This is a genomic window from Streptomyces sp. NPDC048185 (assembly GCF_043202495.1).
Taxonomy (GTDB): Bacteria; Actinomycetota; Actinomycetes; order Streptomycetales; family Streptomycetaceae; genus Streptomyces.
The window spans coordinates 461,319-487,661 of the sequence record NZ_JBIDAN010000004.1 but is presented as its reverse complement, the minus strand read 5'-3'; the positions used below and the strand labels follow the sequence as shown (position 1 = coordinate 487,661).

General features: G+C 73.1%; 22 protein-coding genes. 12 read left to right on the top strand and 10 right to left on the bottom strand.

Annotation, left to right across the window (positions count from 1 at the left end):
* Positions 1 to 196 precede the first annotated feature (196 nt).
* Positions 197 to 1,339 carry a mandelate racemase/muconate lactonizing enzyme family protein gene (locus ACGF3H_RS15675; protein ID WP_362497094.1) on the top strand — a complete coding sequence of 381 codons (1,143 nt, stop codon included), beginning with the start codon at positions 197 to 199 and terminating at the stop codon, positions 1,337 to 1,339.
* A 14-nt stretch (positions 1,340 to 1,353) separates the two neighbouring features.
* Complete coding sequence (locus tag ACGF3H_RS15670) at positions 1,354 to 2,019, top strand: ThuA domain-containing protein (protein WP_362497091.1); 666 nt, start codon at positions 1,354 to 1,356, stop codon at positions 2,017 to 2,019.
* Positions 2,020 to 2,041: 22 nt separating this feature from the next.
* Here ACGF3H_RS15670 and ACGF3H_RS15665 read toward each other — a convergent pair whose 3' ends face one another.
* The 5 genes from ACGF3H_RS15665 to ACGF3H_RS15645 form a co-directional block, all read right to left on the bottom strand.
* Positions 2,042 to 3,082, bottom strand: coding sequence for a LacI family DNA-binding transcriptional regulator (locus ACGF3H_RS15665; protein ID WP_362497089.1), 1,041 nt, complete (start codon positions 3,080 to 3,082; stop codon positions 2,042 to 2,044).
* Between the two features lie 74 nt (positions 3,083 to 3,156).
* On the bottom strand, positions 3,157 to 4,329 hold the full coding sequence (locus ACGF3H_RS15660) for a fumarylacetoacetate hydrolase family protein (RefSeq protein WP_362497086.1): 1,173 nt from the start codon (positions 4,327 to 4,329) through the stop codon (positions 3,157 to 3,159).
* 11 nt (positions 4,330 to 4,340) lie between these two features.
* Positions 4,341 to 5,171, bottom strand: coding sequence for an enoyl-CoA hydratase-related protein (locus ACGF3H_RS15655; RefSeq protein WP_362497083.1), 831 nt, complete (start codon positions 5,169 to 5,171; stop codon positions 4,341 to 4,343).
* Positions 5,168 to 6,262: an extracellular solute-binding protein gene (locus ACGF3H_RS15650; protein WP_362497081.1), complete on the bottom strand. Its 1,095-nt coding sequence runs from the start codon at positions 6,260 to 6,262 to the stop codon at positions 5,168 to 5,170. The genes ACGF3H_RS15655 and ACGF3H_RS15650 overlap by 4 nt, the downstream gene beginning before the upstream one ends.
* Positions 6,259 to 7,467, bottom strand: coding sequence for a CoA transferase (locus ACGF3H_RS15645; protein ID WP_362497078.1), 1,209 nt, complete (start codon positions 7,465 to 7,467; stop codon positions 6,259 to 6,261). Before ACGF3H_RS15645 ends, ACGF3H_RS15650 begins: the two co-directional genes overlap by 4 nt.
* A gap of 202 nt (positions 7,468 to 7,669) precedes the next feature.
* Here ACGF3H_RS15645 and ACGF3H_RS15640 point away from each other — a divergent pair, with 202 nt between their 5' ends.
* From ACGF3H_RS15640 to ACGF3H_RS15630, 3 genes are all read left to right on the top strand, one after another.
* Positions 7,670 to 8,416, top strand: a complete 747-nt coding sequence (locus ACGF3H_RS15640) for an SDR family oxidoreductase (RefSeq protein WP_362497076.1) — start codon at positions 7,670 to 7,672, stop codon at positions 8,414 to 8,416.
* A complete protein-coding gene (locus ACGF3H_RS15635) occupies positions 8,413 to 9,480 on the top strand; it encodes an aldose 1-epimerase family protein (RefSeq protein ID WP_362497073.1) in 1,068 nt (355 codons plus the stop codon). Before ACGF3H_RS15640 ends, ACGF3H_RS15635 begins: the two co-directional genes overlap by 4 nt.
* Before the next feature lie 149 nt (positions 9,481 to 9,629).
* Complete coding sequence (locus ACGF3H_RS15630) at positions 9,630 to 10,067, top strand: DUF3592 domain-containing protein (protein WP_362497070.1); 438 nt, start codon at positions 9,630 to 9,632, stop codon at positions 10,065 to 10,067.
* A 726-nt stretch (positions 10,068 to 10,793) separates the two neighbouring features.
* On the opposite strand, the gene ACGF3H_RS15625 is transcribed toward ACGF3H_RS15630, so the two are convergent.
* The gene (locus ACGF3H_RS15625) at positions 10,794 to 11,162 is read right to left on the bottom strand and encodes a DUF4440 domain-containing protein (protein ID WP_362497068.1); all 369 of its coding nucleotides are present in this window, start codon (positions 11,160 to 11,162) and stop codon (positions 10,794 to 10,796) included.
* 57 nt (positions 11,163 to 11,219) lie between these two features.
* On the opposite strand from ACGF3H_RS15625, the gene ACGF3H_RS15620 reads away from it, so the two are divergent.
* A complete protein-coding gene (locus ACGF3H_RS15620; protein ID WP_362497065.1) occupies positions 11,220 to 12,131 on the top strand; it encodes an NAD-dependent protein deacetylase in 912 nt (303 codons plus the stop codon).
* 152 nt (positions 12,132 to 12,283) lie between these two features.
* Here the strand turns inward: ACGF3H_RS15620 and ACGF3H_RS15615 are convergent, their stop codons facing one another.
* Positions 12,284 to 13,294, bottom strand: coding sequence for a LacI family DNA-binding transcriptional regulator (locus ACGF3H_RS15615; RefSeq protein WP_393816491.1), 1,011 nt, complete (start codon positions 13,292 to 13,294; stop codon positions 12,284 to 12,286).
* Positions 13,295 to 13,626: 332 nt separating this feature from the next.
* Between ACGF3H_RS15615 and ACGF3H_RS15610 the strand changes: the two genes are divergently transcribed.
* Together ACGF3H_RS15610 and ACGF3H_RS15605 are read left to right on the top strand one after the other, a co-directional pair.
* Entirely contained in the window at positions 13,627 to 15,393 is a 1,767-nt protein-coding gene (locus ACGF3H_RS15610; protein WP_362497242.1) for a beta-galactosidase, read from the top strand.
* 144 nt (positions 15,394 to 15,537) lie between these two features.
* Positions 15,538 to 19,587: an endo-alpha-N-acetylgalactosaminidase family protein gene (locus tag ACGF3H_RS15605; RefSeq protein ID WP_393816490.1), complete on the top strand. Its 4,050-nt coding sequence runs from the start codon at positions 15,538 to 15,540 to the stop codon at positions 19,585 to 19,587.
* Between the two features lie 94 nt (positions 19,588 to 19,681).
* On the opposite strand, the gene ACGF3H_RS15600 is transcribed toward ACGF3H_RS15605, so the two are convergent.
* A complete protein-coding gene (locus ACGF3H_RS15600; protein ID WP_362500299.1) occupies positions 19,682 to 21,583 on the bottom strand; it encodes a CocE/NonD family hydrolase in 1,902 nt (633 codons plus the stop codon).
* A 149-nt stretch (positions 21,584 to 21,732) separates the two neighbouring features.
* Between ACGF3H_RS15600 and ACGF3H_RS15595 the strand changes: the two genes are divergently transcribed.
* The gene (locus tag ACGF3H_RS15595; RefSeq protein ID WP_362500300.1) at positions 21,733 to 22,563 is read left to right on the top strand and encodes a class I SAM-dependent methyltransferase; all 831 of its coding nucleotides are present in this window, start codon (positions 21,733 to 21,735) and stop codon (positions 22,561 to 22,563) included.
* Entirely contained in the window at positions 22,560 to 23,009 is a 450-nt protein-coding gene (locus ACGF3H_RS15590; RefSeq protein ID WP_362500301.1) for a spore-associated protein, read from the top strand. Before ACGF3H_RS15595 ends, ACGF3H_RS15590 begins: the two co-directional genes overlap by 4 nt.
* A 132-nt stretch (positions 23,010 to 23,141) precedes the next feature.
* Here the strand turns inward: ACGF3H_RS15590 and ACGF3H_RS15585 are convergent, their stop codons facing one another.
* On the bottom strand, positions 23,142 to 23,432 hold the full coding sequence (locus ACGF3H_RS15585) for a hypothetical protein (protein WP_362500302.1): 291 nt from the start codon (positions 23,430 to 23,432) through the stop codon (positions 23,142 to 23,144).
* Positions 23,433 to 23,441: 9 nt separating this feature from the next.
* Between ACGF3H_RS15585 and ACGF3H_RS15580 the strand changes: the two genes are divergently transcribed.
* A complete protein-coding gene (locus tag ACGF3H_RS15580) occupies positions 23,442 to 23,975 on the top strand; it encodes a hypothetical protein (RefSeq protein WP_362500303.1) in 534 nt (177 codons plus the stop codon).
* A 123-nt stretch (positions 23,976 to 24,098) separates the two neighbouring features.
* Here ACGF3H_RS15580 and ACGF3H_RS15575 read toward each other — a convergent pair whose 3' ends face one another.
* A complete protein-coding gene (locus tag ACGF3H_RS15575) occupies positions 24,099 to 25,109 on the bottom strand; it encodes a hypothetical protein (protein ID WP_362500304.1) in 1,011 nt (336 codons plus the stop codon).
* 382 nt (positions 25,110 to 25,491) lie between these two features.
* On the opposite strand from ACGF3H_RS15575, the gene ACGF3H_RS15570 reads away from it, so the two are divergent.
* On the top strand, positions 25,492 to 26,337 hold the full coding sequence (locus tag ACGF3H_RS15570; protein WP_362500305.1) for an MIP/aquaporin family protein: 846 nt from the start codon (positions 25,492 to 25,494) through the stop codon (positions 26,335 to 26,337).
* The last annotated feature ends 6 nt before the right edge of the window (positions 26,338 to 26,343 follow it).

Sequence of the window (26,343 nt, the reverse complement as noted above, 5' to 3'; positions counted from 1 at the left end):
GCGGATGGCTTACTCATCTGGTCGAAGACTCCCAATGTTCGTGCAGGTTTGCCCGGCCCCCGCTGTCCAATGACCCAAGGTTAGCCGAACGTGCTAAGGTCATCACTCGTATCACAAGTTATGAATGACAGGCGTGGGGCGGGTGGCACCACGCGGGCGCCTCGCGTGCGACGCGGGCAGACCAAGGAGAAGCGTGATGCGGATCACCGGATACCGGTCACTTGCCACGGTGCACCGCTGGGGACGGCCGGTGGGCGACGTGAACGGTGTCGTCGCCGGCGGAGTCACCGAGGTGCCCGTCGTGCTCCTGGAGACGGACGGGGGCCTCACCGGCGTCGGGCTCGGCGGCCACGCCGACGTGCACCGGGTGTTCCCCGCACTCGAGGGCCAGGACCCGCGGGCCGTCACCTCGCTCTACGACAGGATGCTCGCCCACGTCTTCAAGTACGGGCACAGCGGCCACACCTTCGGGACCATCGGCGCACTCGACATGGCCCTGTGGGACCTCAAGGCGAAGATGGCGCAGGAACCCCTGTGGCGGACCCTCGGCGCGGCCGACCGCTTCGTACCGGCCTACGCCTCCGGTCTGGACTACGCCCTGTCCGACGGCGAACTCGTCGCCTTCTACGAACAGTGGGCGCGGCGGGGCTTCACCGGCGCCAAGGTCAAGGGCGGACTCGACGTCGAACGGGACGTGCGGCGCCTCGCCGCCGTCCGGGACGTGCTGCGGGCCAACAGCGAGCGGCCGGCGATGATGTACGACGTCAACGAGGCCTGGGGCCACCACCAGGCGGTGCGCCTCGCCCGGCAGGTCGAGGAACAAGCCGACATCACCTGGATCGAGGAACCGGTCCGGCGGTGGGACGTCACCGGACACCGCGCCGTCGCCGCCGGCATCCGTGCCGCCGTCGCCACCGGGGAGAATCTGACGGGCCTGGAGCACTACCGGCCGCTGCTGGCCGCGGACGCCGTGGGGGTCGTGCAGACCGGCAGCGTGTGGGGCATCACCCACTTCCTGCGCGTGTCGACCCTCGCCTTCGGCCACAGCCTGCCGGTGAGCCCCGTGGGGTACAACGCCAACCCCGTCGCGCACGCCGCGGCGGCCGTGCCGAACCATCTGGTGACCGAGGTGCAGGACCTGCACTTCCCGGTCGGGCTGCGCGTGGACCAGGAGATCGCCGACGGCGGGATCGTCCTCGGCGACGCCCCCGGGCTGGGCATCGAGGTCGACGAGGAGGCGATCGCCACGCAGACGGCGTCCGGCGGCTGGTCCGTACCGGCCGGACCGCACGTCCGGCCCGACGACGCCGGTCTGCGGCTCGTGCCGCAGGCGCGGTGAGAAGGGAGTCGGGCGTGAGGTCGCGCAGAGCACTGGTCGTCCGCGGCGGGTGGGAGGGCCACGACCCGGCGGGCTGCACGGAGGTGTTCACCCCCCGGCTGGAGCGCGCGGGGTTCGAGGTCTCGGTCGCGGAGGACCTGGCGGTCTACGACGACGCCGGCCTGCTCGCCGCCACCGACCTCGTCGTGCACTCCTGGTCGGGAGGCGAGCTGACCGCGGCTCAGGAGGCCAACCTGGTCGCCGCCGTGGAGGCGGGCACGGGCTTCGCCGGGTGGCACGGCGGCGTCATCGGGACGAACGTCGTCAACGCCCGCTACCTGCGGATGGTCGGCGGCCGGTTCCTGTGGCACCCGGACGGCTTCCAGGAGTTCACCGTGCGCATCGCCGCCATGCCGGACCGGGACGGGGAGATCACCGAGGGCATCACCGACTACGACGTCGTCACCGAGCACTACTGGGTGCTGACGGACGCGCTCAACACCGTCCTGGCCACCTCCGTGCTCGCCCCCGGCAGCGCCGGCCCGTGGGACGTCCCGGTCGAGTTCCCCGTGGTCTGGACGCGCCTGTGGGGAGCCGGCCGGGTGTTCGTGTGCACCCTGGGACACCGCGTGGCGGACCTCCGGGTGCCGCAGACGGCGACGATCGTCGGCCGAGGGCTGGAATGGGCGGCCCGGACCTGACGGCGAGCGAAGGCCCGACGGGTCAGGTGCTCTCGCGGACGACGACCCGGTAGCCGACGTCCCGGTGCGGCACCTCGACCGGGGCGCCGCGCATCCGCGTGAGCAGCAGCTCGGCCCCCAGCTCCCCGATACGGGCGCTGGGCACCGCCACCGTGGTCAGCGCCGGGACGAGATGCCGGGCCAGCTCGAAGTCGCCGAAACCGGCCAGCGCGAGAGTGCCGGGCACCTCGACACCGCGTCGCACGCACGCCTGCAGGGCGCCGGCGGCGAAGACGTCGCTCGAGAACATCACGGCGTCGGAGTCCGGGTACCGCTCCAGGGCCAGGTCCAGCAGGGCGACGCCCGTGTCCATGGTGACCGGCTCCGGACCGGCGTCCACCGTGCGCGGGGGGCTGCCCAACAGGTCGCGGACCGCGTCCGTGTAGCCGTCGAGGCGTTCGGCGGCCCGGGAGTCGCCCGAGGTGTGCCGGCCGGCGAACGTGATCCTCCGCCGGCCGCGCTCGACGAGGTGGGCGACCATCGCGGACGCGGCGGCCGCGTTGGAGAAGCCGACCAGCAGGTCCACCGGGTCGTCCGACCAGCCCCAGGTCTCCACGACCGGCACCCCGGCCGCCCCGAGCAGCGACAGGGTGCCCGGCGTGTGGCGCGTGCCCACCATGAGCAGTCCGTCGGGCCTGCGCCCCAGGAAGCTGCGCAGTACCTCCTCCTCGTGCTCCGGCCGGTAGTCGGTCGAGCCGACGAAGATCTGGTAGCCGTGCGCCGCCAGGGCACTCGAGAAGGCGTGCACGGTGTCCGCGAAGACCGACGCGTTGATCTGGGGCACCAGCACGGCGACCGTGCGGCTGCGGTTCGACGCCAGGTTGCTGGCGGCGAGGTTGGGCACGTAGCCCGTCGCCGCGACGGCCGCCTCGACCCGGGCCCGTGTCTCGTCCGGCACCGACAGGGGGTCGCGGACGACGCGCGAGACCGTCTGGGCCGACACCCCGGCCGCGGCGGCGACGTCCGACAGGGTCACCGATCGGGTGGCGGAGCGTTTGCGCGGGCGGCGGGGCGGCGGGGTCACACCGGAAACGATATCCATCGCTGCGCCGCCCTCCGCCCGCCCCGGCTCACGGCCGCCGCTCGTGGGACCCGCGGTCACAGCGCTCCCCGCGCGGTCAGCGACCGCATCAGGTCGGCGATGCCGAAGGTCCACGGCGCGCACGCGTCGCTCGGCCGGATCCGGTTGACGAGGGTGCCGAGCCGGGGTGTCGCGATGCTGACGAGGTCGCCGTCGTGGTGGGTGAATCCCTGTCCCGGCGCGTCGCGGTCCTCGACGGGCGCGAACATGGTGCCCAGGTACAGCACCGCGCCGTCCGGGTACTGGTGGTGGGGCCCGATCAGCTGGGCGACGAGGTCGAGGGGGTCGCGGCTGATGGCGGACATCGAGGACTCGGCGTCGAGGCGGTAGCCGTCGGTGCCCTCGACGGTCAGGGACACCGTCGCCCCCCGCACGTCGTCGATGCCGAAGCCCGGCTCGAAGAGTCTCAGGAACGGTCCGAGGGCCGCCGAGGCGTTGTTGTCCTTGGCCTGCGGCAGGAGCAGCGCGGAACGGCCCTCCACGTCACGGAGGTTGATGTCGTTGCCGAGCGTGGCGCCCACGACGGCCCCGGTGGAGGAGACGGCCAGGACCACCTCGGGCTCGGGGTTGTTCCACCGGGAGGAGGGATGCACCCCCGCGTCGGACGCACTGCCGACGGCGGCCAGTACGGGGGCCTTGGTGAAGATCTCGGCGTCGGGGCCGATGCCGACCTCCAGGTACTGGCTCCACATCCCCTGGGCGACCAGGATCTCCTTGAGCGCGGCGGCCTTCTCGGAGCCCGGCCGCAGCGCAGCGAGGTCGTCCCCGACGACCCGGCGGATCCCTTCGCGGGTCCGGGCGGCCTCCGAGGCGTCGCCGCGGACCCGCTCCTCGATCACCCGTTCCAGCATCGACACCACGAAGGTCACCCCGGCGGCCTTGACGGCCTGGAGGTCGACCGGGGCGAGCAGCCAGGGCCGGCCGGTGTCCCGCGTGCCGGCCGGCGTGTTGGCCAGCAGTTCACCGAGCCCGGCGATCCGCTCCCCGTCCGCGGCGCGCAGCCGCCCCGCCGGGTCGGGTGCTTCGCACAGGTCCCGGACGGTCGCGAAGGCCGCGGTCACGTCGTACACGCCGGTGTCGCGGACGGCGACGACGGAGGGTCCGAGGCCGGGTCGCCAGACCCGGCCCACGAGCGCCCCCTCGGTACCGTCGGACGGCAGGGTGGTCTCGGCGTCCGGCCACTGGTTCATGGGCGTTCCTCTCAGCGCTTGCGGAAGACGGGAGTGCGCTTCTCGGCGAACGCGCGACGGCCTTCGGCGGCGTCCTCGGTGGCGAAGCAGATGGTCTGGAGGTCGCGTTCGTAGGCGAGCGCCTGGTCCTCGGGGAGATTGCCGGCGGCCCGCAGGTTGATCTTCGCGGTCTCCGCCGCCACGGGAGCCCGGGACGCGATCACGGCCGCGAGCGCGCGGGCCCGGTCGAGCAGTTCGGCGCGCGGCACGACGTCGCTGACCAGGTGCCAGTCCAGCGCCCGCGCCGCGTCGATGCGTTCGCCGGTGAGCAGCATCAGCGCGGCGTTGCCGGGGCCGGCGGCGCGGCTGAGGAAGGCGGCCATGCCGCCGCCTCCGATCCAGCCGAGCGCGATCTCCGGCGCGCCGAAGGAGGCGGTGTCCGCGGCGAGGCGGATGTCGCAGGACAGCGCGGTCTCCAGTCCACCGCCCAGGGCGTAGCCACCGACCGCCGCGATGGTGGGGGTGCGGGCCGCGCGGACGGCGTCGCAGTAGTCGACGCGGTGGCGGAAGTCCCACGGCGTCGCGTACCGGTCGAGTTCGCCGATGTCCGAGCCGACGCTGAAGGCGCGTTCGCCGGCGCCGGTGACGATCACGGCACGGACGTCGTCGGTGGTGTCGCACCATGCGATCGCCCGCACCAGGGCGCGGGACATCTCGGGCGTCACGGCGTTGAGCTTCCCGGGCCGGTTCAGGGTCAGGGTCGCCACCCGGTCCGCCACGTCGAGCAGGACGTGCCCGGTCCCGAGGTCGGGCGGGCCGGACGGGGCGGGAGGGGTGGCATCGGTGGGATCACTGTGGGTCATGCTGCTCGTTCCTCCGGTGTGCGGCTCGCCCGGTACAGCGTGCGCAGACGGTCGAGTACGTCGCGGTGGCCGGCCTCCCCGGCGAGCGCGGCCCGGACGGCGCCCGACGCCGCGGTCTGGAAGCCGATGTAACCGGCGTGCCGGGGTCTGACCCAGGCCTGTTCGCAGGTCCTGGTGGTGCGCCGGTAGAAGTCCGCGCCGACGATCGCGGGATCGGTCCAGGCGGCGCGCGCGCTGGGCTGCCCGTGGTGCCGGGGCAGGAAGTCGCGCTGTGCGGCGGGGGACATCAGCCAGCGCACGTGGTCGAGGAGGGCGTCGGACGGGGTACAACGGGCGCTCAGGGCCAGCCCGGTGCCGCCGAGGGTGGATCCCGGGCGTCCCCCGGGCGCCACGGTGGGGGCGTCGGTGAAGGCCGTCCGGTCGGCGTAGGTGACATAGCCGTAGACGAGCGGGCAGTGCGCCAGGCGGTCGGTGCTCGACATCAGTTCCAGCAGCCCGATCGGGTTGAGGGCACGGGTCTCGGGCGGGGCGAGCGCGTCGACTGCGGCCATCAGGTCGAGGACGGCCGCCCCCGTCCCGGGGCTGATCAGTTCGTCGGGGTCGGCGGCCGGTTCCTCCCCCATCGCGACCGCGACGGAGGCGAAGGTGAGGAAGGCGTGCGGCCCGGCGAGGGACAGCGCCACCGGAGCGCGGCGGGCGAGGCGGAGGACCTCGTCCCAGGTGGCGGGCGCCTCGCCGACGAGGTCGGTCCGGGTGGCGGCGACCTGGGTGGCCGCGTCCAGGGGGAGCGCCCACTGCCTGCCGTCCATGGCGTACGAACGCATGGTGGGGCCGATGGAGGCGGCGTCCCACCGGGCCAGTTCCCCGGGGGTGAACAGATCGTCCAGCGGCAGCAGGCACCGTGCCCGGACGGCCTCCCCGAGGTGCGGGTGGTCGAGGACGACGAGGTCGTACCGGGCGCACAGCTCGTCGACGGGACGGGACTCGAAGCCTTCCAGCGGCTGCACGTCCCAGTGGACGAGGTCGCCGGCCGCCGCGGCGAGGGCGTCGTGGCCGCGGGGATGGTCCCAGGTCAGTCCGGCGTACGTCATGAGGTCTCCGCCACGGCGCCGGAGGCGAACAGTTCCTCGATCTCCTGTGCGCCGAGCCCGGCTTCGGCGAGGATCTCGCGGGTGTGTTCCCCGGTGAGGGGTGCGCCGCGGTCGATGCGGGGCGGGGTCGCGGAGAACCGGTAGGGGAAGCCGGGCGTCGTCACGCGGCCCTCGGTGGGGTGGTCGTAGGTGACGAAGGTGCCGTTGTGCCGGATCTGGGGGTCCTGGACCAGGTCCGCGTAGCCGTAGACCGGGCCGGCCCAGATGCCGGCGGCCTCGAAGGCGTCGAGCCAGTGGCGCGTGGGCCGGGTCAGCAGGCGGGACGCGGTGCGGGCGAAGATCTCGTCGCGGTGGGTCCAGCCGTGCTCCTCGTCCTCCATGGACAGGAAGCTCTCCTCGCCGATGATCTCGCCGAGCCGCTTCAGGGGCGGGAAGGCGAGGACGAGGTAGCCGTCGGCGGTCCGGAAGGCGCCGTAGGGCGAGCGTATGTAGACGTGCGCGTGCGGTTCGGCGGACCGCGTCTGGGGCAGTCCGCCGACGGTGTGTACGGACAGTTCCTGCATCTGCAGGGTGGTGACGGCGTCGAGCATGTTCACCGTCACGAGCTGTCCCTCACCCGTGCGTTCGCGGTGCAGCAGCGCGGCGAGGACCCCCTCGAACGCCGTTGACGCGGTGACGGCGTCCACGAGGTACTGGCCCGCGGCCCGTGGGGCCTCGCCCGCCCGTCCCGCGGAGAGCATGGCCCCGGACATCGCCTGCAGCAGCAGGTCCTGGCCGGGGCGCTGGGCGTAGGGGCCGTCCTCGCCGTAGCCGGAGATGGAGACGTACACGAGGGACGGGTTGACGGCGGCCAGGGACGCGTGGTCGACGCCGAGCCGGTCGGCGACACCGGGGCGGTAGTTCTGGAGGAAGACGTCGGCGCCGGCGACGAGGCGGCGCAGGACCTCCTTGCCCGCCGGGTCCTTGAGGTCGACGGCCAGTGAGCGCTTGTTGCGGTTCAGGGAGAGGAAGGAGACGTTGATCCGGTTGCCGGCCGCACCGCCCGCCGCGGCGTGGCGCTGCCACTCGCCGGTGACCGGTTCCACCTTGACGACGTCGGCGCCGAGGTCGCCGAGGCGCTGGGCCGCGAACGGGCCGGCCATGGCGATGGAACAGTCGAGGACCCGGTACCCGGCGAGGATTCCGGGCTTGTCACGCGTGGTCATGGGGCTCCTTGAGGGGCGGCACCGACGTGCGGACGAGGGTGCGGAACGCGTGGGCGTCATCGCCGCACTGCCTGTCCGGACCCTGTTGTTAGCGCTATCGATAGCGCTAACATGCACGCTAAGCGGGCCCCGCTCGCAGTGTCAACGCCCACTCGACCGCCCTCTCGGCGCCCGGCCGGCACCGGGAAGATGGGATCCACCGATGAAACAACCCCGAGCCGCACTCGTGACCGGCGCCGGCGGCGCCCTGGGCCGGGCGGTCGCCGTCCGGCTGGCCGCCGACGGGCACGACGTCGCCGTACTCGACCGCGACGCCGAGTCGCTGGAGCAGACCGCCGCGCAGGTGGAGAAGGCAGGCGCCCGGGTCCTGCCCCTCACCACCGACCTGCGTGACGCGACGGCCGTCGAGGCGGCCGTCGACCGGACCGCGGCCGAGCTGGGCACGCTGCGCGTCCTGGTCAACAACGCCGCCGTGTACCCGAGCCGGCCGTTCCTCGACGTTCCGCTCGCCGAGTACGAGGAGGTGGTGGCGGTCAACCAGCGGGCGTACTGGGTCGCCGCCCAGGCCGCCGCGCGGCGCATGACCGCGACGGGCGGCGGGGCGATCGTCAACATCGCGTCGATCACCATGCACGGCGGCTGGGACTCGCTGGCCGCGTACGTCTCCACCAAGGGCGCCGCCGTCGCGTTCACCCGCGCCCTCGCCCGGGAGCTGGGCCCCGCGGAGATCCGCGTCAACTGCGTCTCGCCGGGCGCCTTTCCCACCGCGGCCGAGGAGATCCACGACGACCCCGGCGCCTACCGGCGGCACGTCCTGGACCACCAGGCCCTGAAGCGGCGCGGGCGCCCCGACGAGCTGGCCTCGGTGGTGTCCTTCCTCGCCGGACCCGACGCCTCCTTCGTCACCGGCCAGTGCATCGAGGTCAACGGAGGGTGGGTGATGTCGTGAACCTCAACGGGCGTTCCTACGACCGTCGGTCCCTGGCGCGGCTCGCGGGCGACCTGAGCGCGGCCGGCGGCGTACGGTCCGTGGTGCTGGACGACGGCTCCGAACGCGGCATCCGCACGCTGGAGTTCCGTACCGGCGCGGGGCTCTCCTTCGACGTGCTGGTGGACCGGGCCATGGACCTGGGCGGCGCGGAGTTCGCGGGCCGCGGCTTCGGCTGGCGCTCCGCGACCGGGTTCCGGCATCCCGGTCTGCACGAGTACCGGGACGACGACGGCCTGTCGATGATGCGCAGCTTCTCGGGACTGCTGCTCACCGCCGGCCTCGACCACACCCTCTTCGGCGCCGAGGTCGACGCCTCGCAGTACCGCTATCCGCCGCGGCGCACGGCCGTCCACGCGCTGCACGGACGCGTCGCCAACCTGCCGGCCCGGCTCACCGGGTACGGCGAGCGGTGGCAGGACGACGGCCGCTGCGTGCTGTGGGCGGAGGGCGAGGTCCGGCAGGCCGCCGTCTTCGGCGAGCACCTGCGGCTCACCCGCCGGATCGAGGCCGACCTGGGCGGTACGGAGATCCGGCTCACCGACCGGGTGCGCAACGCCGGATTCGACCCGACGCCGCACATGTACCTGTACCACGTCAACATCGGCTGGCCCTTCCTGGACGAGGGCGCACGCTACGAACTGCCGCCGCACCGCACCGTGTGGCAGAGCGACAGCGTCGCCGAGCAGGGCGTCTCCCACACCGACATGCCGGGCCCGGTGACGGGGTTCGTCGAGCAGGTCTACGAGCACGAACTGCAACCGGACGCGGGCGGCCTGGTCCGGCCGCGGCTGGTCAACGAACACCTCGGCGTGTACTTCGAGTTGGAGTTCGACACCGCGCAGTTCCCCTGCTTCTTCCAGTGGCTGCACCTGCGCGAGGGCGCCTACGCGGTGGGGTTCGAGCCCTCCACGCACCATGTCGGGGGCGAGGCCGCGGCCCGGGAGGACGGTTCCATGACGTTCCTGGAGCCCGGCGAGGAACGCGCGTACACGACGACGTTCCGGGTGGGGCGGCTGGGCTGACCACGCGTGCCCCGGCGGGCGGCACCGCCGGGGCGGTGTCACCCGCCGGGCACCGCTCGGGTAGGGTCCGCGTGCGCCGGAACGGCCCCAGCCGGTCGGCTGTCCGGCGGACGCGAGTCCTGACGACGAGTACGGGGGTACCCACCGCCATGAACGCACTGTTCCACCTCACCATGGTGGTCCTGCTGGCCGCCATGGTCTGGTCCGCGGTCGCGCTGGTCCGCCGGACACGGCAGCGGCGGGAGGCCTGGGAGAGCGGACTGAGCGCCCCCGCGCGGGTGGTGCGCGCCTGGGCCACGACCCAGATGGTCAACAACGTGGCCCGGCGCGTGCAGTGGCACGAGTACGACTACACCACCCGGGACGGCCGCGCGGTCCGCTTCCGGGAGAGCGGCGGCCCCCGCGACCGGGCCGAGGGCGACACGGTCCCCGTCCACTACTCCCCGCAGGACCCGGAGCGGGCCACCGCGGCCGAGCCGCAGCCCGGCAAGGACGCGGCGGCCATGGCGTTCTGGCTGGTGGTCCTGGCGGCGTGCGCGATCTTCCTGGTGTACGAGTGGGTGGATCTGTCCACGGCGCTGAGCTGATGCGCGGCACGCGGGCACGGGACGTCCGCGGCGGGGGCCGGCGGCCCTCCCGGGGGCCCGCCTAGCCGGCCGCCCAGCTCCGCAGCAGCCTCTCCCGTTCCGGCCCCCGCGGGGTCCCGCCCGCCGAGGCGCGGCCCCACTGCGACATCGCGGCCGGGTGGTCGCCATGGTCGCGGCGCCGTCGGTGAGGCGGGACAGGAGGGCGAGGGAGAGCTCGACCTCCGCCGGCGAGTAGCCCGCGGCCGCGGCGGCGTAGACCGACAGCTCGTGGTCGGCGGCGGGCGACGTGACGCGCAGCGTCATCAGCGCCGGCGCCTCGTCCGTCCGGTCCGGCCCCATGGGCATCGCCAGGTTCACCACCATGGTCACGGCGAGGTCCCTGAACACGCCGGCCTGCCGTACGAGGGACTTCACGGGAACGTCCGTCACGGTCAGGGCGCGCACGTCCTCCCACAGGTGGACGCCGGACTGCCGCTCGCCGAGCGCCACCACGCCCTCGGGGGTCAGGCGTGCCCCGGGCGCCAGGCCGGAGGGCTTCGCGCCCACGTACACGTCGCCCTCGGCGATCCAGAACAGGCCCACCATGGCCATGCGTCGCTCACTTCCCCCCGCGACGGCGGCGCCGCCGGTCCCGCACCGAAATGATCAGGTCCCCTGCGCAACGCGCGAGGGGCCGGGCGAGTTCCCGGCCGCGCCGCGCACGGTTCCCCGGAGCGTGGCGGCGTACTAGGAGGCGCTCGGAGTGCCCTGGTGGAAGTACATCCGCCAGCCCGTCTCCGTCAGACGCCAGAGCGAGCTGCGCAGGACCCGGTGTCCCTGGTTGTCGGCGGCGTACGTCAGGTGGACGACGCCCGGGGCGAGGACGACCCCGGACATCTCACTCACCTCGACCGGGGACCGGGGGGACACCGAGCCGCCGCTCGTCACCGAGAGGATCGACTCCACGTCCCACCGGCGTCCGGAGGCCCCGATCTCGGTGAACTCCGGATCCAGCAGCTCCAGGACACGTTCCGGGTGAGCGCGCACCTCGGGATCGAGCAGCCGCAGCTCCCCCTCGACGGCCGCCCGCACCGCCCCCGCATTCTCGTCCGCCATACCGGAACCCTACGGTCGCCGCCGTCCGACGCACAGTGCTTTCCGTACCCTGGCGGCATGCGCATGCGCCCCACTCTCAGCTGGACCCCCACCGAGGACCTGCCGCCGGGCACCCTGGACCCGCGGCCCGTCGTCGACGCGCTGAGCGACGGCGGTGTGCTCGTGCTCAGCGGGGCCGGCATCTCCACGGAATCGGGCATCCCGGACTACCGGGGCGAGGGCGGGAGCCTGAGCCGGCACACCCCGATGACCTACCAGGACTTCACCGGCTCCGCACAGGCCCGGCGCCGGTACTGGGCGCGCAGCCACCTCGGCTGGCGCACCTTCGGCCGCGCGCTCCCGAACGCCGGGCACCGGGCCGTGGCCGCGTTCGGGCGGCACGGGCTGCTGTCCGGGGTGATCACACAGAACGTCGACGGCCTGCACCAGGCCGCCGGCAGCGAGGACGTCGTGGAACTCCACGGGAGCCTGGCCCGAGTCGTCTGCCTCTCCTGCGGCGCCCTCAGCCCGCGCCGCGAACTCGCCCGGCGGCTGGAGGAGGCCAACGCGGGCTTCGAGCCCGTGGCCGCCGGCATCAACCCGGACGGGGACGCGGACCTCACCGACGACCAGGTGGGTGACTTCCGGGTGGTGCCCTGCACGGCCTGCGGCGGCATCCTCAAGCCGGACGTGGTCTTCTTCGGCGAAGCGGTTCCGCCGCTTCGCGTCGAGCACTGCCGCCGGCTGGTCCGTGAGGCGGCGGCGCTGCTGGTCCTCGGCTCCTCGCTGACGGTGATGTCCGGGCTCCGCTTCGTCCGCCAGGCGGCCCAGGCCGGAAAACCGGTGCTGATCGTCAACCGGGACCCGACCCGGGGCGACCGGCACGCCCTCACCCGGGTCGCGCTGCCGCTGGGAACGGCCCTCACCACGGTGGCCGGCCGCCTGGACATCCCCGTCGACGGCCGGACGCCGGACGACACGAGGCCCTGACGGGAGCGGAACGGAGAGGGACGCACCCGGGAGCCCTCCCCCGTCAGTGCGCCGCCCCCGCCTCGGCGACGTGGTGCCAGCCCTCGGCGAGGCCCTCCGAGACCTGCCCGGCGCTCCCCCGGGCCGGCCGCCGTGTCGCGTGTCCCCGCGCGCTACGCCGGGGCCCGGTCCGTCCGCCCGCCGGGCGGCGGGGCCGTGCTGGCCCGGACGATCAGCGCCGGCTCGACGGACGCCGGTTCGGGCGCGGCTTCCGGGTCCTCGATGTGCCGCAGCAGGTGCGCGACCGCCAGCGCGCCCATCTGCGTGAACGGCTGGGCGACCGTGGTCAGCGAGGGCGAGCAGTACTCGGCCAGCGCGATGTCGTCGACGCCGACCACGGAGATGTCCTCGGGGACCCTCCTGCCGAGCTCGTGCAGGGCCCGGACGACGCCGAAGGCCATCTCGTCGCTCGCCACGAACACGGCGGTGGCGTCGGGGATCTTGCCCAGGACCAGCCCGTTGCGGTACCCGGACTCGGGTGTCCAGTCGCCCTCCAGCACCGGTGGCGCGACCAGGCCCGCGGCCTCGAGGGTGTCGCGCCAGCCGGCGCAGCGGCTGGCCGCGTCGAGCCACTCCTTCGGCCCGGCCACGTGCCAGACGCTCCGGTGCCCGAGCTCGATCAGGTGCCGTGTCGCCAGCCGGGCCGCGAGGGTCTGGTCGACGGCGACGACCTCGGTCGCCGGGGTCCGTGATCCGTCGACGGTGACGGTCGGCACCGCGCCGGTGAGCTGCTCGATCCGCGCGCTGACGTGGACCAGCGGCACGGAGAGGATGACCCCCTCGACGCCCTGTTCCGCCAGACGGGACAGGGCGTCCTCGATCGCGGCCGTGTCCAGGGACGCGGTGGTCGCGGTGCTGACCGCGTACCCGGCCTCCCGCGCCGCCGTCTCGATGCCGAACGTCAGGTTCGTGCGCGAGTAGAAGTTGGTCTGCAGGGTCACGACGCCGATCGTCCGGCTGCGCCCCGAGGACAGCACCCGGGCCGCGTTGTTCTTGCGGTAGCCGAGCTGCTCGACGGCGGCGAGCACCTTGGCGCGGGTCCTCGCCTTGACGTTGGGGTGCCCGGCCAGCGTCCTGGACACCGTCTGCGCGGACACACCGGCGAGCCGGGCCACATCGGTCATGCCGGGCTGCCGTGCCACGCCGTCGCCCGCCGCACGTCCGCGCGCCGGCGCTTCGCCGGCTGCCGGTGTTCGCGATGCCATCGTCCGCTTCTCCCGTCGGGCCGCGGTCTCGGCCGCGTCGTCGCAGGTACCGCTGTCGCGCGCAGTCTATCCACACCACCGATATTGGCATCGATAACAACGTCTGCCATAGTTCCCGCCAGCGCGCCTACCGAGGCCGAGAGGGAGAGCAAGTGTCATCGATAACATCGGGTCCCGCCGACGGCCGGACGACGGAGGACCGGGCGAGCGGTACGCCGGCCGGGGATCCCTCGTGCGCGCCGGGGCCCGTCCTGACCCATCCGCGGGGGACGCTCCTGCGGGACGGGCGCCCGCACCGCGTGCTCGCCGGGTCGCTGCACTACTTCCGCGTCCACCCCGCCCAGTGGGCGGACCGGCTGGAGCGGGTCGCCGCCATGGGACTCAACACCGTGGACACCTACGTCCCGTGGAACTTCCACGAGCCACGGCCGGGCCGGTACCGCTTCACCGGCGGCCACGACGTCGAGCGCTTCGTCCGGACCGCCCAGGAGACCGGCCTGGACGTGATCGTGCGGCCCGGCCCGTACATCTGCGCCGAGTGGGACAACGGCGGCCTGCCCGTCTGGCTGACCGGGCGGCCGGGCATGCGGCTGCGTTCCTCCCACCCGCCCTACCTGGCAGAGGTCGCGCGCTGGTTCGACGAGCTGATCCCGCGCCTCGCCGCGTTGCAGGCCGGGCGCGGCGGCCCGGTGGTCGCCGTGCAGATCGAGAACGAGTACGGCAGTTACGGCGACGACCGGGGCTACCTCCGCTGGGTGCGGGACGCCCTCGTGGAACGCGGTGTCACGGAGCTGCTCTACACGGCGGACGGTCCCACCGAGCTGATGCAGGACGGCGGCGCGCTGCCGGGACACCTGGCGGCCGCGACGTTCGGCTCCCACGCCGGTGAGGCGGCCGCGCTGCTGCGTGCGCGCCGCCGCGACGAGCCGTTCGTGTGCGCCGAGTTCTGGAACGGCTGGTTCGACCACTGGGGCGAGAGGCACCACGTCCGGTCCGTGGAGAGCGCGGCACGGACGCTCGACGACATCCTGGCCGCCGACGGCTCGGTCAGCCTCTACATGGCGCACGGCGGCACCAACTTCGGCCTGTGGGCCGGCGCCAATCACGACGGCGGCGTGATCCAGCCGACGGTGACGAGCTACGACTCCGACGCGCCGATCGCCGAACACGGCGCGACGACGGCGAAGTTCCACGCGTTCCGCGAGCGGCTGCTCGCCGTCACCGGGGCACCGGCACGCCCGCTGCCGCCCGAGCCGTCGCTGCTGGCCGCCCGGACGGTCCCCGTGCGCGCCGGGGCCCCGCTGCTCGCGGCGCTGCGGGCCGCGTCCGAACCGGTGGCCTCCCCGCATCCGCTCAGCTTCGAGGAGCTGGGGCAGGCGTCCGGTCTCGTCCTCTACCGCGCCGAACCGCTCCTGCCCCGCGGCAGCCACACCCTCGCGGTCTCCGGGCTCCACGACCGCGCCCAGGTCTTCCTGGACGGCGCGCCGCTCGGCGTCCTCGAGGGCGGGACCGCCTCCCTGGAGATACACGGCCGGGGCGAACGGGTGCTTCTGGAGCTGCTGGTGGAGAACCAGGGGCGCGTGAACTACGGTCCGCTGCTCGGCGGGCACAAGGGCATCCTCGGCGGTGTCTCGGTCGGCCGGCGGCTCGTGCACGGCTGGACCATGCACCGGCTGCCGCTCGACACGTGGACGCGGGAGGACCTCGCGCACGCCGTGTCGGCCGCCGGACCGGACGGCTCCGCGGGATTCGCCTCGGCCCGCTTCACGGCTCCCGAGCCCGCCGACGCCTTCCTCGCGTTCCCCGGCTTCGCCAAGGGCTTCGCCTGGGTCAACGGCGTTCTGCTCGGCCGCTACTGGGAGACCGGGCCCCAGCGGACGCTCTACGTGCCCGCACCCCTGCTCGTGCCGGGCGAGAACACCGTCACCCTGCTGGAGCTGGAGCGCCCGGGTGACCGCGTCGAGTTGTGCGAGGGGCCCGAACTGGGGCCCGCCGAGGAGTACGTCGAGACCTTCTGACCCGTCCCGGGCGGCTTACGCCCCGTTCCCGCGCGCGGGGCGGTCCACGGCGCTCCGCGCTCCCGGCCGCCGTCGCCTCGCCGCCGCCGTCACGATCTCACCGCCGTCTCCCGTCCCTCACCCGATCCGAGGAGGAAGTACCAGGTGGAAACCACGACGTCCCCGTCACCCCGCCCGCCCGGGCGCAGACGCGGCCCGCGCCCCGCTGCCGTGGCCGCGGTGCTCAGCGTGTGTCTGGGCATGCTGTCGACCGCGGCCGTGCCCGCCGGCGCCGCGCCGCCCCGGGCCCCGTCCGCCTCCGCGCCGGCGGCCGCCACGCCGGTGCAGCTGACCCGGGGCGGCCTGACCGTCACGGTGGCCGAGGAGTTCCCGCAGATCGTCTCCTACCGGCTGGGCACACGCACCCTCGGCGGACAGGCGTCCGTCCTCGACACCTTCACCGTCAACGGCACCCCGCACCGGGCGACGACCACCATGAAGGCGGAGGGAAGCAAGGCCACCTACACCTCCGGCTTCACGGACCTGCCCGGCCTGACCATCACCTCGACCATCACGGTGACCGAGGACACCACGGTCGTCTTCGCCGTCGAGAGGATCTCCGGCGACGCCGCCCCGACGGTGCGGACCCTCGCGATCCCCGGCCAGTCCCTGGTCTCCGTCGACTCCTCCGCACCGGGCGCCAACCTCGCCCGTACGAAGATCTCCACGGACTCGACGACGACCGCCGACCGGTTCATCCCGATCACCGACGGCACCGCCCCGGACGCGGCGCCCGTCGGCACCCCGTACGCGTTCGTCGGCAACGCCCAGCTGTCCGCGGGCATCGTCACGAACGCCACCGACGACTCTCCGCAGAACGACAACACCAACGGGAACACCCGCCTGCAGTCCCGCATCGTCGACGCCGGCGGCGGCAGGCGCCGGGCGGAGCTGTCCGTGGGCACCTACACCCACCACCCGCAGGGCGCCACCGATCCGCGGGTCGCCACCTACGAACTGCCCCGGGCGACCGTGGTCCTCGCCGCCGACGCGAACGGCGACGGCACGGTCGACTGGCAGGACGGCGCGATCGCCCAGCGGGAGCACACGCGGCGCCCGCTGGGCGCGGACCGGGTGCCCGAACGGGTGGTGCAGCGCATCCCGTTCAACTTCGCGAGCCAGGCCACCAATCCGTTCCTGAAGACCCTGGACAACACCAAGCGCATCTCCATGGCCACCGACAACCTCGGTCAGTGGGTGCTGGAGAAGGGCTACGCGAGCGAGGGCCACGACTCGGCCCACCCCGACTACGGCGGCAACGAGAACGTGCGCGCCGGCGGACTGGAGGACCTCAACAGGCTCACCGGGACCGGCGCCGGCTACAACGCGGACTTCGCCGTGCACGTCAACGCCACCGAGGCGTACGCCCAGGCGAAGAACTTCAGCCAGGAGCTGGTCGCGGGACAGCCGAACGGGTGGGACTGGCTCAACCAGGCCTACCACATCGACCAGCGCAAGGACCTCGGCACCGGCGCCGTCCTGGACCGGTTCGCGCGGCTGCGCAAGGAGGCCCCGCAGGTCAAGACGGTGTACATCGACGCCTACTACTCCAGCGGCTGGCTGGCCGACGGACTGGCGGCCGGGCTGCGCAGGATGGGCTTCGAGGTCGCCACCGAGTGGTCGTACAAGTTCGAGGGCTCGTCGCTGTGGTCGCACTGGGCCGCCGACAAGAACTACGGCGGCGCCACCAACAAGGGCATCAACTCGGACATCGTCCGGTTCATCGCCAACTCCGACCGCGACGTCTGGAACGTCGACCCGCTGCTCGGCGGAGCCAGCGTCGTCGAGTTCGAGGGCTGGACCGGCCACGACGACTGGAACGCCTTCTACCGCAACATCTGGACCGACAACCTGCCCACCAAGTTCCTCCAGCACTACCAGGTGACGGACTGGGACCGCGGCAGGTCGGCGACGCTCACCGACGGCGTGCGCGTGCAGGCCGTGGACGGCCGGCGCCGGATCTCCATGGACGGCACCGTCGTCCTCGACGGCGACACCTATCTCCTGCCGTGGGGCGACTCCCGGCAGGGCAACGGCACGTCCTCACCGAGCGACGCCGACAAGATGTACTTCTTCAGCGCCTCCGGCGGCACCCACACCTTCGAGCTGACCGGCCAGTTCGCGCGGAACAGGAACTTCACCCTGTACGCGCTCACCGACCAGGGCCGGGTGCGCAGGGCCCGGGTGAAGGCCGAGGACGGGAAGGTCACGCTGACCGGCGAGAAGGGGCAGCCCTACGTCCTGGTGCCGAACGGCGGCAAGGCGCCGCACCGAGACGCGGCGTACGGCGAGTTCACCGGGCTGACCGCCCCCGGGTTCAACGGCGGGGACCTGGACGCCTGGAACCCGCGGGGCGACGCCGCGATCACACGGTCCGGCAACGGCGACAACGTCGTCCGCCTCGGCGAGGGCACCGCGGGCATCTCCCAGCGGGTCTCCGGCCTGGTGCCGGGCAGGCGGTACACGCTCGGCGCCGACGTCGAGATCGGCCCCGGCGAGCGCCGCGACACCACGCTCCGGGTCCGCGGCGCCGCGGCCCCGGCCCAGAACACCTTCGACATCACCCCCGCGCGCAACTGGATGGCGGCCGACGAGAAACGCGACACCTACTCCCAGCGGGCCTCGGTCGCGTTCACGGCTCCGCGTGGCGGCAAGGTCACGGTGGAGCTCGGCGCCGGTGACGGCGCGGCGCCGGTCGTGCTGGACGACGTACGCGTGATGGCGGACACCACCTCCCCGCTCCCCCGCGCCGAGGCCGGCACCGTCGTCGCCCACGACGACTTCGAGGGCAACCAGCCGGGCTGGGGCCCGTTCGTGAAGGGCGACGCCGGTGGCGTCACCGACCCCCGCACGAGCATCAGCGACCTGCACGAGCCGTACAGCCAGAAGGCGTGGAAGAACACCTACTCGCCGTACGACAGCGGCACGTTGAAGGGCAAGGCGGTCGACGACGTGCTCGCCGGCCGGCACTCGCTGAAGTCCCACGCGGAGAACACGGGGCTGGTGTACCGCACGACGCCCGCCACGGTGCCGTTCGAGGAGGGCCACAGGTACCGGGTCTCGTTCTCGTACCAGACCAACATCGAGGGCCAGTGGGCCTGGGTGAGGGGCGCGGACCGGGTCGCGGACGGGAGGACGGCCTCCCGGGACATCGGCCGTGACGTCCTGGAGCCCTCCCTGGAGACGGCGACGTACTCCCAGGAGATCGTCGCGGGCTGCGGGGACACCTGGGTGGGCCTGCGCAAGCTCGGCGGCGCCGGGGGCACGGACCTGGTCGTCGACGACGTCACCGTGACCGACCTGGGGGAGGCCGGGACCGGGGCCGCCTGCGCCGACGTGAACGTCCCGGCCGGTGCCGAGCTGAGCCCCGGGGTGCCGGGCGCGTTCGTCACCACCTTCACGAACAACGAGTCCGCCGACGCCGTGAACGTCGGGATGGCGCTGCGCGGACTGCCGGAGGGCTGGAAGGCGGAGGTCGGGAAGAAGGACGGCAACCTCTTCGGGACGGTGGCGCCGGGCGCGAGCGTGAGCACCACCTGGCTCCTGAGGCCGCCCGCCGGCGCGGCCGGCACCACCGCCGCCTGGCAGGCGACCGCCACCTACGCCCACGCCGGGGCCACCAAGACCGTCTCGGCGGACGCCCGGGCCGCGGTGACCACCGAGCCCCTGCTCTCCCCCGGCTCGATGACGGCCACCGCCGACTCGGAGAACGGCTCCTCCGGCGCCGGGGAGGGACCCGTGTCCAACGTCCTCGACGGTGACCCCGGCACCATCTGGCACACCGACTACACCGGCACGCCCGCGCCCTACCCGCACTGGGTGACGCTGAAGCTCGGCGGCGCGGCCGACGTCGACGGCTTCGGCTACCAGACCCGCCAGAGCGGCGGCCAGAACGGACGCGTCGGCGGCTACGAGGTCGCGGTGTCGCAGGACGGCACGAACTGGACGACGGTGGCGACGGGCACGCTGAAGGACGTGCCGCAGATGCAGCGCGTCTCCTTCGACCGGGTCCGCGCCTCGTTCGTGCGGTTCACGGCGCTGAACGCGCTCAACGGGCAGCCGTTCGCCGCCGCCGCGGAGCTGCGGGTGTACGGCACGCCGGTGGACCTGCCGGCGGGCTTCCCCCCGGGCGAGCGGCCCGCCGACCGGGCCTGAACCGTCCCCGCCCCCCGGTGTGTTGCGCCGGGGGGCGGGGACGGCCCGGGGTCCGGGGCCGGCCCCGGCGCGTTGCCGCCGGGGCCGGCGGGGGTCAGAGGCGGCCGCCCGGAACCACCGTGAACGTCGCCGGACCGGCCGGCAGGTTCACCGTGTACTGGCGCAGGTACGTGTCCAGGAACGGTGAGCGGTCGCCGGCGGTGGCGACGTCGTCGGCCGGGTCGTCCAGGGCCAGCCTGAGCTTCGCGCCCTTGACCTGGATGGTCTCGCCCGACGGGGTGTCACGCCACGATCCCGTCCGGACGGAACCGATCTCCACGGCCAGGACGTGTCCTGCCGCCAGGGTCCAGTCGGTCGCCTTCAGATCGACGGTCAGCCGGCCCGAGTCCACCAGGGAGACCTGCTCGTCGAACATGACGGCGGTGCCGTCGGGGGCGACGTCGTACAGCTTGAGCATGACGTTGCCCTCGCCCCGCGCGGTCAGCGAGATTTGCGGGGTGCCGGTGACCCGCACGTCCTGCTTCACCGGTTTCGACCACACGAAGAAGCTGGACGCGACGGCACCGGCCTGCTGTCGCTTCGCCAGTGCCCCCGCAAGCCCGCGCGGCGGGGCCTGTTCGGTCGCGGGCGCGTTCTCCATGTCCCACCTGCCGGCCGGCTGGGCGGACGGCTGCGGTGCCGGCCCGCCGGAGGCGGTCAGTGCCGCGCCGGCGGAGGCGCCGCCGTCGTCCACGTACGAACCGCCGCCGAGCGGCAGGGTGACCGTCCGTTCCGTGACGGGCCAGGTGCGCTGGGCGCGCCAGGCGCCGGTGGAGTCCTCGACGGCGTAGGCCGGATAGCGGACGGCGGGCCTGATGCCCTTGAGGTACTGGTCGTAGAAGGACAGGGTCTCGTCGTACCAGCCCTCACGGCCCATGGCCAGGCGTCCGTCACCGACGCGGTCGCCGCCGCGCACGTGGTCCCACTGGCCGAGCCAGCCGCGCTCGGGGCCACGGTGGTTGTCGAGGTACTCCTCCATCTCCTCGGGCTTGGTGTTGTTCTCGATGAAGCCCTGGGTGACGAAGAGCGGGGTGTCGCTGCCCCTCGCCATCTTCGCGAGGTCGCGGGAGGTCCAGTACGGGTCCCGCCGGTCGGATATCCGGTATCCGGCCGAGTTCTCGGTCAGGCACTCCGGGTGGCTCTCCTCGTACCGGGCGTTGGCCTGGTAGCGCGGGTCGTCGTCCGCCATCGGGGGCATCGTGGCGATGGAGTTGTACGCGTCGGCGGTGCCGGTCACGTTCGGACGGGGGACGCCGTTGGAGTAGATGTACGGGTACATGTCCCACAGGGGTTCCTGGGCGACGACGGCCTTGAGGGCGCGCTGGTCCAGGTCGTTGCCGATGAGCCCGGTGACGGCGTCGTACGACTTGCCGTACATGCCCACGGCGCCGGTGGACCACGGCTGCTTCGCGGCCCAGTCGACCGCGGCCTTCACGTCGGCCTGTTCGCCGGGGCCGCCCCAGTCGAGGCAGCCGGTGGAGCCGCCGAAGCCGCGCAGGTCCACCATCACGAAGGCGTAGCCCTGGTCGAACAGGTCCGTGCCCTCGATGAAGTCCTGGAAGCGGGACGACGGGCCGGTGTGGGTCCAGCCCTCCGGGCCGGTCTGCCCGGAGTGGGAGAAGTAGGGGCCGATCGACAGGATGACCGGCACCTTCGCGTTCTTCTTCCCGGCCGTCCTCTCCGGCAGCAGCACGTCGGCGTGCAGTCGGGTGCCGGAGCGGTCCGAGGACGGGAAGTAGTGCTGGGTCCAGACCGAGCCCTCGGGGACGCGGTCGTTCTCCTCGTGGGTGACGGGGTCGGTGGCGGTGGCCGCCTCCCCCGTCAACGTCCGGGGTGCGGCGGCCGGTTCGGCCTCCGCCCCGGGCGCCGCGACGGCGGGACCGGCCAGGCCGGCGGTCAGCGCGAGGGCGGCGACAAGTGCCGAGGCGGTCCGGGTGGCCGCGCTACGGGCTCTCACATGCTCCTCCTTGAACGGTGGGTGCAGGTGGTACGGGTGGTGCAGGTTTAGCAGCGACACCCGCCGCGCGTCGATGGGGCGTGCAACTTCTCCGGCCCGCAGCGGAACTGACTGGTGCTCCGGAGCCGGTGCCGCCTACCGTCGGCCCCATGGCTGACGAGTGCTTCGGGCATCCACGGCTGGCCGCGATCCACGACCCGCTCGACCCCGATCGCGGCGATCTCGACGCATACGTCCGCATGGCCGAGGAGTTCGGTGCGCGCCGGGTGCTGGACATCGGGTGCGGAACGGGGGTGTTCGCCCTTCTTCTCGCCGGCCGCGGCGTCGAGGTCGTCGGTGTGGACCCCGCCGCGGCGTCGATCGACGTCGCGCGGGGCAAGCCCGGTGGTGAACGGGTGCGATGGATCCACGGTGATGTGTCCGCTCTCCCGCCCCTGCGGGTCGATCTGGCGACCATGACGGCGAACGTGGCGCAGGCCGTCGTGGCCCCGGAGGCGTGGCAGGAGACTCTGCGGGTGGCGTACGGATGCCTGCGGCCGGGCGGGCACCTGGTGTTCGAGACACGGGATCCGGCCCGCCGCGCCTGGGAGGAGTGGGACCGGGCGCGTTCCCGCCGCGTGACGGACATCGCGGGCGCCGGCACGGTCGAGAGCTGGGTGGAGCTGACCGACGTGAGCCTGCCGCTGGTGACGTTCCGCTGGACGTACGTCTTCGCCGTGGACGGGCAGGTCCTGACGTCGGAGTCCACAGTGCGCTTCCGGGACCGCGAGGAGGTCGAGGCGGACCTGACCGCGCAGGGGTACGTGGTCGACGACGTGCGTGAGGCTCCTGACCGTCCGGGCCGGGAGTTCGTCTTCGTCGCACGCCGTCCGCACGCCGAAAAACTTCTGCCGACGGTGACACAACCATTCCGGTACGTCACGGGTCACACCAGGCAGGAGCACCAACCGGCTCCAAGACCACACAAGGGGGAAAAATGATGTCGACCCGCTCCAAGCTGGCCGCTGCCGTACTGGCGGCGGTGTCCGTCGCGGGCACCACCGCCCTGGCCGCGCCCTCCTCCGCCGCGGCGAGCGTCACACCGCAGACCGTCTGCGGCAGCGGCTACAAGACCGTCAACTCCGCGCCCATCGGCTCGAGGGGGACGGTCTACCTGACCTACAACGCCTCCAACGGCAACAACTGCGTCGTGACCATCCGCAACACCGTGGGAACGGCCGTGGACATGTCCGCGTACCTGTACGTCCCCGACACCGACCAGGGTGACGGGGACTACGGGAGGTACACGTCGTACGCGGGCCCGATCCGCGCCTACGGCAAGGGCCACTGCGTCGACTGGGGCGGCAGCATCGGCCCGGTGTCCGTGCAGGTGACGGGCTCCAACTGCGCGGCGCTGAAGGAGCACCGGGTCACCACGACCCGCTGATCCGGTTCCCTCTCGTCCCGGCGGAGCGCGCGGCGCCTCCGCCGGGACACTGCCGGACGGACACGACACACGACTCCGACGGCGCGTGCGGCCCTCGCGCTCCCCGGCCGCGTCGCCTCGCGGGGCGGGACGTCACGCGGCGGCGCGGGCGGCCGGGACCTGCCCGGCGGGCGCGGCGGCGACCAGCAGGACGGCGAGCGCGACGGGAGCCGCCGCCTGGTAACCGACCCACACCTCTCCCCCGGCGCCGCTGCCTCGCCAGGCCGTCAGCAGACCGGCGAGCGTCGCCAGCACCCAGCCGCCGTCGTAGGCGATCATCAGACGCATGTAGGTGCGCTGCGTGCGGCGGTTCAGACACCTGATCTCGGCGCCGCCGCCGACCAGCAGGGCCGCGCCCGAGAGGACCATCAACCACGCGGACACGCCGAGCAGATGACCGAGCCTGGCGGCTCCTGCGAGGAACACCGCACCGAGCAGCACCTTGACGACTCCGTCGCCCATGATGCCCGTCCGAAGGATCCCTGCCTCGAAGAGATCGAACAGGCGGTCCCGCCAGGAGCGGACCTGCTCGAAGCGGTGGACGGCTTCGCCCGGTACTACCGGCGCAGCTGCGACACCCCGGACGCCGTGTCCGCCCTGTCACTGCAGATCACCCTGATGGACATGTCCCTGCACGACGCCGGGTTGAGAGCCCAGCTCGCCGCGTCCGTCCAGGCTCAGGAGCGTCACCTGGTCGCGTTGTTCACCGGACGGGTCCACGACGGCGGCCTCGTGACGTCGCATCAGGCGCAACGTCTGGTCACCGCGCTCAGGGCACTGTTCGTCGGCCTCAGCCAGGGCGTCGTCCTCGGCCTCGCCCCCGGTGCCGACGAGCGGTACTTCGCCGACGCCGCCCGTGCCCTGGTCTCCGGCGTGACCGTCGTCGGCCACGGCGCGGACGCTCCCGAGCGCCCCTGTCGGGAGTGAGCGCGGGCCGGACGGCCGGGGCCCGTCGCACACCGTCCGGCGGGAGCCGCCGGTCGGACGAGCCGCACGCGTGGGCCACTCACCGTACGAGTGCGGCGTCCGCTCCTCACGCGCTCGGCGCGGTCAGAACTCGTCCTCCGGGAAGTCCGGGTCGGCGAGGCCGCTCTCGGCGAACTCCTCGTCGTCCGCCATCGGGCCGGCGAAGAGGCCCCCCATGAGCTCGCCCAGGTCCAGCTCGGTCGCACCGGCCGGGGCGGTGGGGAGGGTGCCGTCGCTGATCCGCAGGGCCAGGCTCAGCTTCTTGACGTCGGCGTCCTCCGCCAGCTTCGCGAGGTCGATGTCCACCTCGGTCAGCTCCCCGTTCCTGAGGGTGAAGTCCGCCGTCACATCGGTGTCGGGGGCGTCCTTCAGATCCTTGTCCGTCGGCAGCTCCATGCCCGGGGGCAGGTCCTTCGCCAGCGGGCGGATCTCGCGCAGCAGCTCGGTGATCAGCGTGCGGAAGGGAGCGGTGGCGGTGACGTGCTCGGCGCCGTCCTTCTCCCCGGACGTCTTCAGCTCCACCTCGCGCGCGACGACCCCGCGCAGCGCCTTCACGAGCTTCTTCTGCGTCGCGGCGTCGAGGGTCGGCTCGGGTCCGGGAGCGGCCCCGCCCTCCTCCTCCGCGGCCGCGGCCTCCTCCATCTCCTTGGTGCTGATCCTCACCCACTTGCCCTCGAGGGCGTCCTTGAGCCCTCCGGCCTGCGGGGGCAGATCCTCGACGGAGGGCATGGGGCTGCCCATCGCCCTGCCGAGCTTCTCGACGTCGGAACGGAGGTAGACGTAGTCGCCGACCACCCGGTACTCGACGAGGTCGCCGTCCGAGCCGGTGACCTTCATGGCCATGCCGGCGAAGTCCTTCTCGCCGGACTCCTCGAGCGGCTTCTTCGACTGCACGGTGAACGTGATCTTCGCGTCGCTGATCAGTTGGGCGGCCTCGTCCGGGATCTCCTCGCCGGGCGCGGGCTCGGATGCGGCGTCGAGCGCCTTCAGCGACGCGACGTCGGTGTCCAGGTCGAGCTCGAAGGAGAGCGACTTCTTCTTGCCGAGTTCCTCGAAGGCCCGGTCGAGCTTCTTGCCGGCGGAGAGCTGCTCCACCGTGCCGCAGGCGGCGGAGCCCGCGAGGACGGCACCGACGACGGCGGTGGCGGTCAGGGTCTTGCGTATGGCGCTGATGATGGTCTCCTCGTGGGTCCGATCACGGTGTGATCGTTCAGGAGACTCACCACCCGCTCACAAGGTTGCCCCCGATCACCGGGCGACGCCGCAACACGTACGGCGCAGCGCGCGTGAGCCGTCGCCGGCCCGTCCGGCCGACGGCGTCCGCCCCCGTACGGGGTGCTGTGGCGCGGAGTTCGCGGTGCGCGGGCCGTCGACACCGCCGCCACGCCTGACGTGCGCTCCTCCTCGACCGGTCCTAGCGTGGCAGACGTCGCTCGGATGATCGACGGCCGGCCGAGCCGGCAGAAGGCGAGCTGTCATGGCTGAGCGGAGCAAACGGTCCTCACTCATCGGCGAACTGTCGGCTGAATTCGCCGGCACGATGATCCTCATTCTCTTCGGCTGCGGCGTGGTCGCCCAAGTGGTCGCGGGCGGGGCCCTCACGGACCCGGAAGGCGGCCTCGGGAACCACGACAGCATCTCCTGGGCGTGGGGCCTTGCCGTCACCCTGGGCGTCTACGTGGCGGCGCGGCTCAGCGGCGCCCACCTCAACCCCGCGGTGACCGTCGCCCTCGCCGTGTTCAAGGGGTTCCCGTGGCGCAAGGTGCTGCCCTACGCGCTGGCCCAGACGGCCGGCGCCTTCGTGGCCGCTCTCCTGGTCCGCTGGAACTACACCGAGGCCCTGGCGAAGGCCGACCCCGGCCACACCCTCAAGACGCAGTTCGTGTTCTCCACGCTGCCCGCCAACGGGAACACCGCACTCCCGGTCCACGAGTGGGGCGCCTTCCGCGACCAGGTCATCGGCACCGCCATCCTGCTGCTGCTGATCATGGCCCTCACGGACGTGCTGAACTCACCGCCGGGAGCGAACCTGGCGCCCTTCGTCATCGGCCTGATCGTGGTCGCGATCGGCATGGCCTTCGGCACCAACGCGGGCTACGCCATCAACCCGGCCCGCGACCTGGGCCCCCGGCTGGCCAGCTTCATCACCGGGTACGGCGGGGCCTGGCGGGACCAGTACGGGAACCTCTATTTCTGGGTGCCGATCGTGGGCCCGCTGATCGGCGGCGTGCTCGGCGCCGGTCTGTACAAGCTGTTCATCGGCCGCTTCCTGCCCACCGCCGAACCCGAGCCCCCGGGACGCGTCCCGGCACCCGCGGACTGACCACAC

What these genes read in the sequence shown, in the direction of transcription:
- ACGF3H_RS15660 (WP_362497086.1), bottom strand. Translation starts at nt 4,329, where the DNA reads ATGAACCAGTGGCCGGACGCCGAGACCACCCTGCCGTCCGACGGTACC.
- ACGF3H_RS15590 (WP_362500301.1), top strand. Translation starts at nt 22,560, where the DNA reads ATGATGTCGACCCGCTCCAAGCTGGCCGCTGCCGTACTGGCGGCGGTG.
- ACGF3H_RS15625 (WP_362497068.1), bottom strand. Translation starts at nt 11,162, where the DNA reads ATGGCGGACGAGAATGCGGGGGCGGTGCGGGCGGCCGTCGAGGGGGAG.
- ACGF3H_RS15630 (WP_362497070.1), top strand. Translation starts at nt 9,630, where the DNA reads ATGAACGCACTGTTCCACCTCACCATGGTGGTCCTGCTGGCCGCCATG.
- ACGF3H_RS15645 (WP_362497078.1), bottom strand. Translation starts at nt 7,467, where the DNA reads ATGACCACGCGTGACAAGCCCGGAATCCTCGCCGGGTACCGGGTCCTC.
- ACGF3H_RS15580 (WP_362500303.1), top strand. Translation starts at nt 23,442, where the DNA reads ATGACCGAGCCTGGCGGCTCCTGCGAGGAACACCGCACCGAGCAGCAC.
- ACGF3H_RS15655 (WP_362497083.1), bottom strand. Translation starts at nt 5,171, where the DNA reads ATGACCCACAGTGATCCCACCGATGCCACCCCTCCCGCCCCGTCCGGC.
- ACGF3H_RS15650 (WP_362497081.1), bottom strand. Translation starts at nt 6,262, where the DNA reads ATGACGTACGCCGGACTGACCTGGGACCATCCCCGCGGCCACGACGCC.
- ACGF3H_RS15620 (WP_362497065.1), top strand. Translation starts at nt 11,220, where the DNA reads ATGCGCATGCGCCCCACTCTCAGCTGGACCCCCACCGAGGACCTGCCG.
- ACGF3H_RS15640 (WP_362497076.1), top strand. Translation starts at nt 7,670, where the DNA reads ATGAAACAACCCCGAGCCGCACTCGTGACCGGCGCCGGCGGCGCCCTG.
- ACGF3H_RS15570 (WP_362500305.1), top strand. Translation starts at nt 25,492, where the DNA reads ATGGCTGAGCGGAGCAAACGGTCCTCACTCATCGGCGAACTGTCGGCT.
- ACGF3H_RS15675 (WP_362497094.1), top strand. Translation starts at nt 197, where the DNA reads ATGCGGATCACCGGATACCGGTCACTTGCCACGGTGCACCGCTGGGGA.
- ACGF3H_RS15595 (WP_362500300.1), top strand. Translation starts at nt 21,733, where the DNA reads ATGGCTGACGAGTGCTTCGGGCATCCACGGCTGGCCGCGATCCACGAC.
- ACGF3H_RS15615 (WP_393816491.1), bottom strand. Translation starts at nt 13,294, where the DNA reads ATGACCGATGTGGCCCGGCTCGCCGGTGTGTCCGCGCAGACGGTGTCC.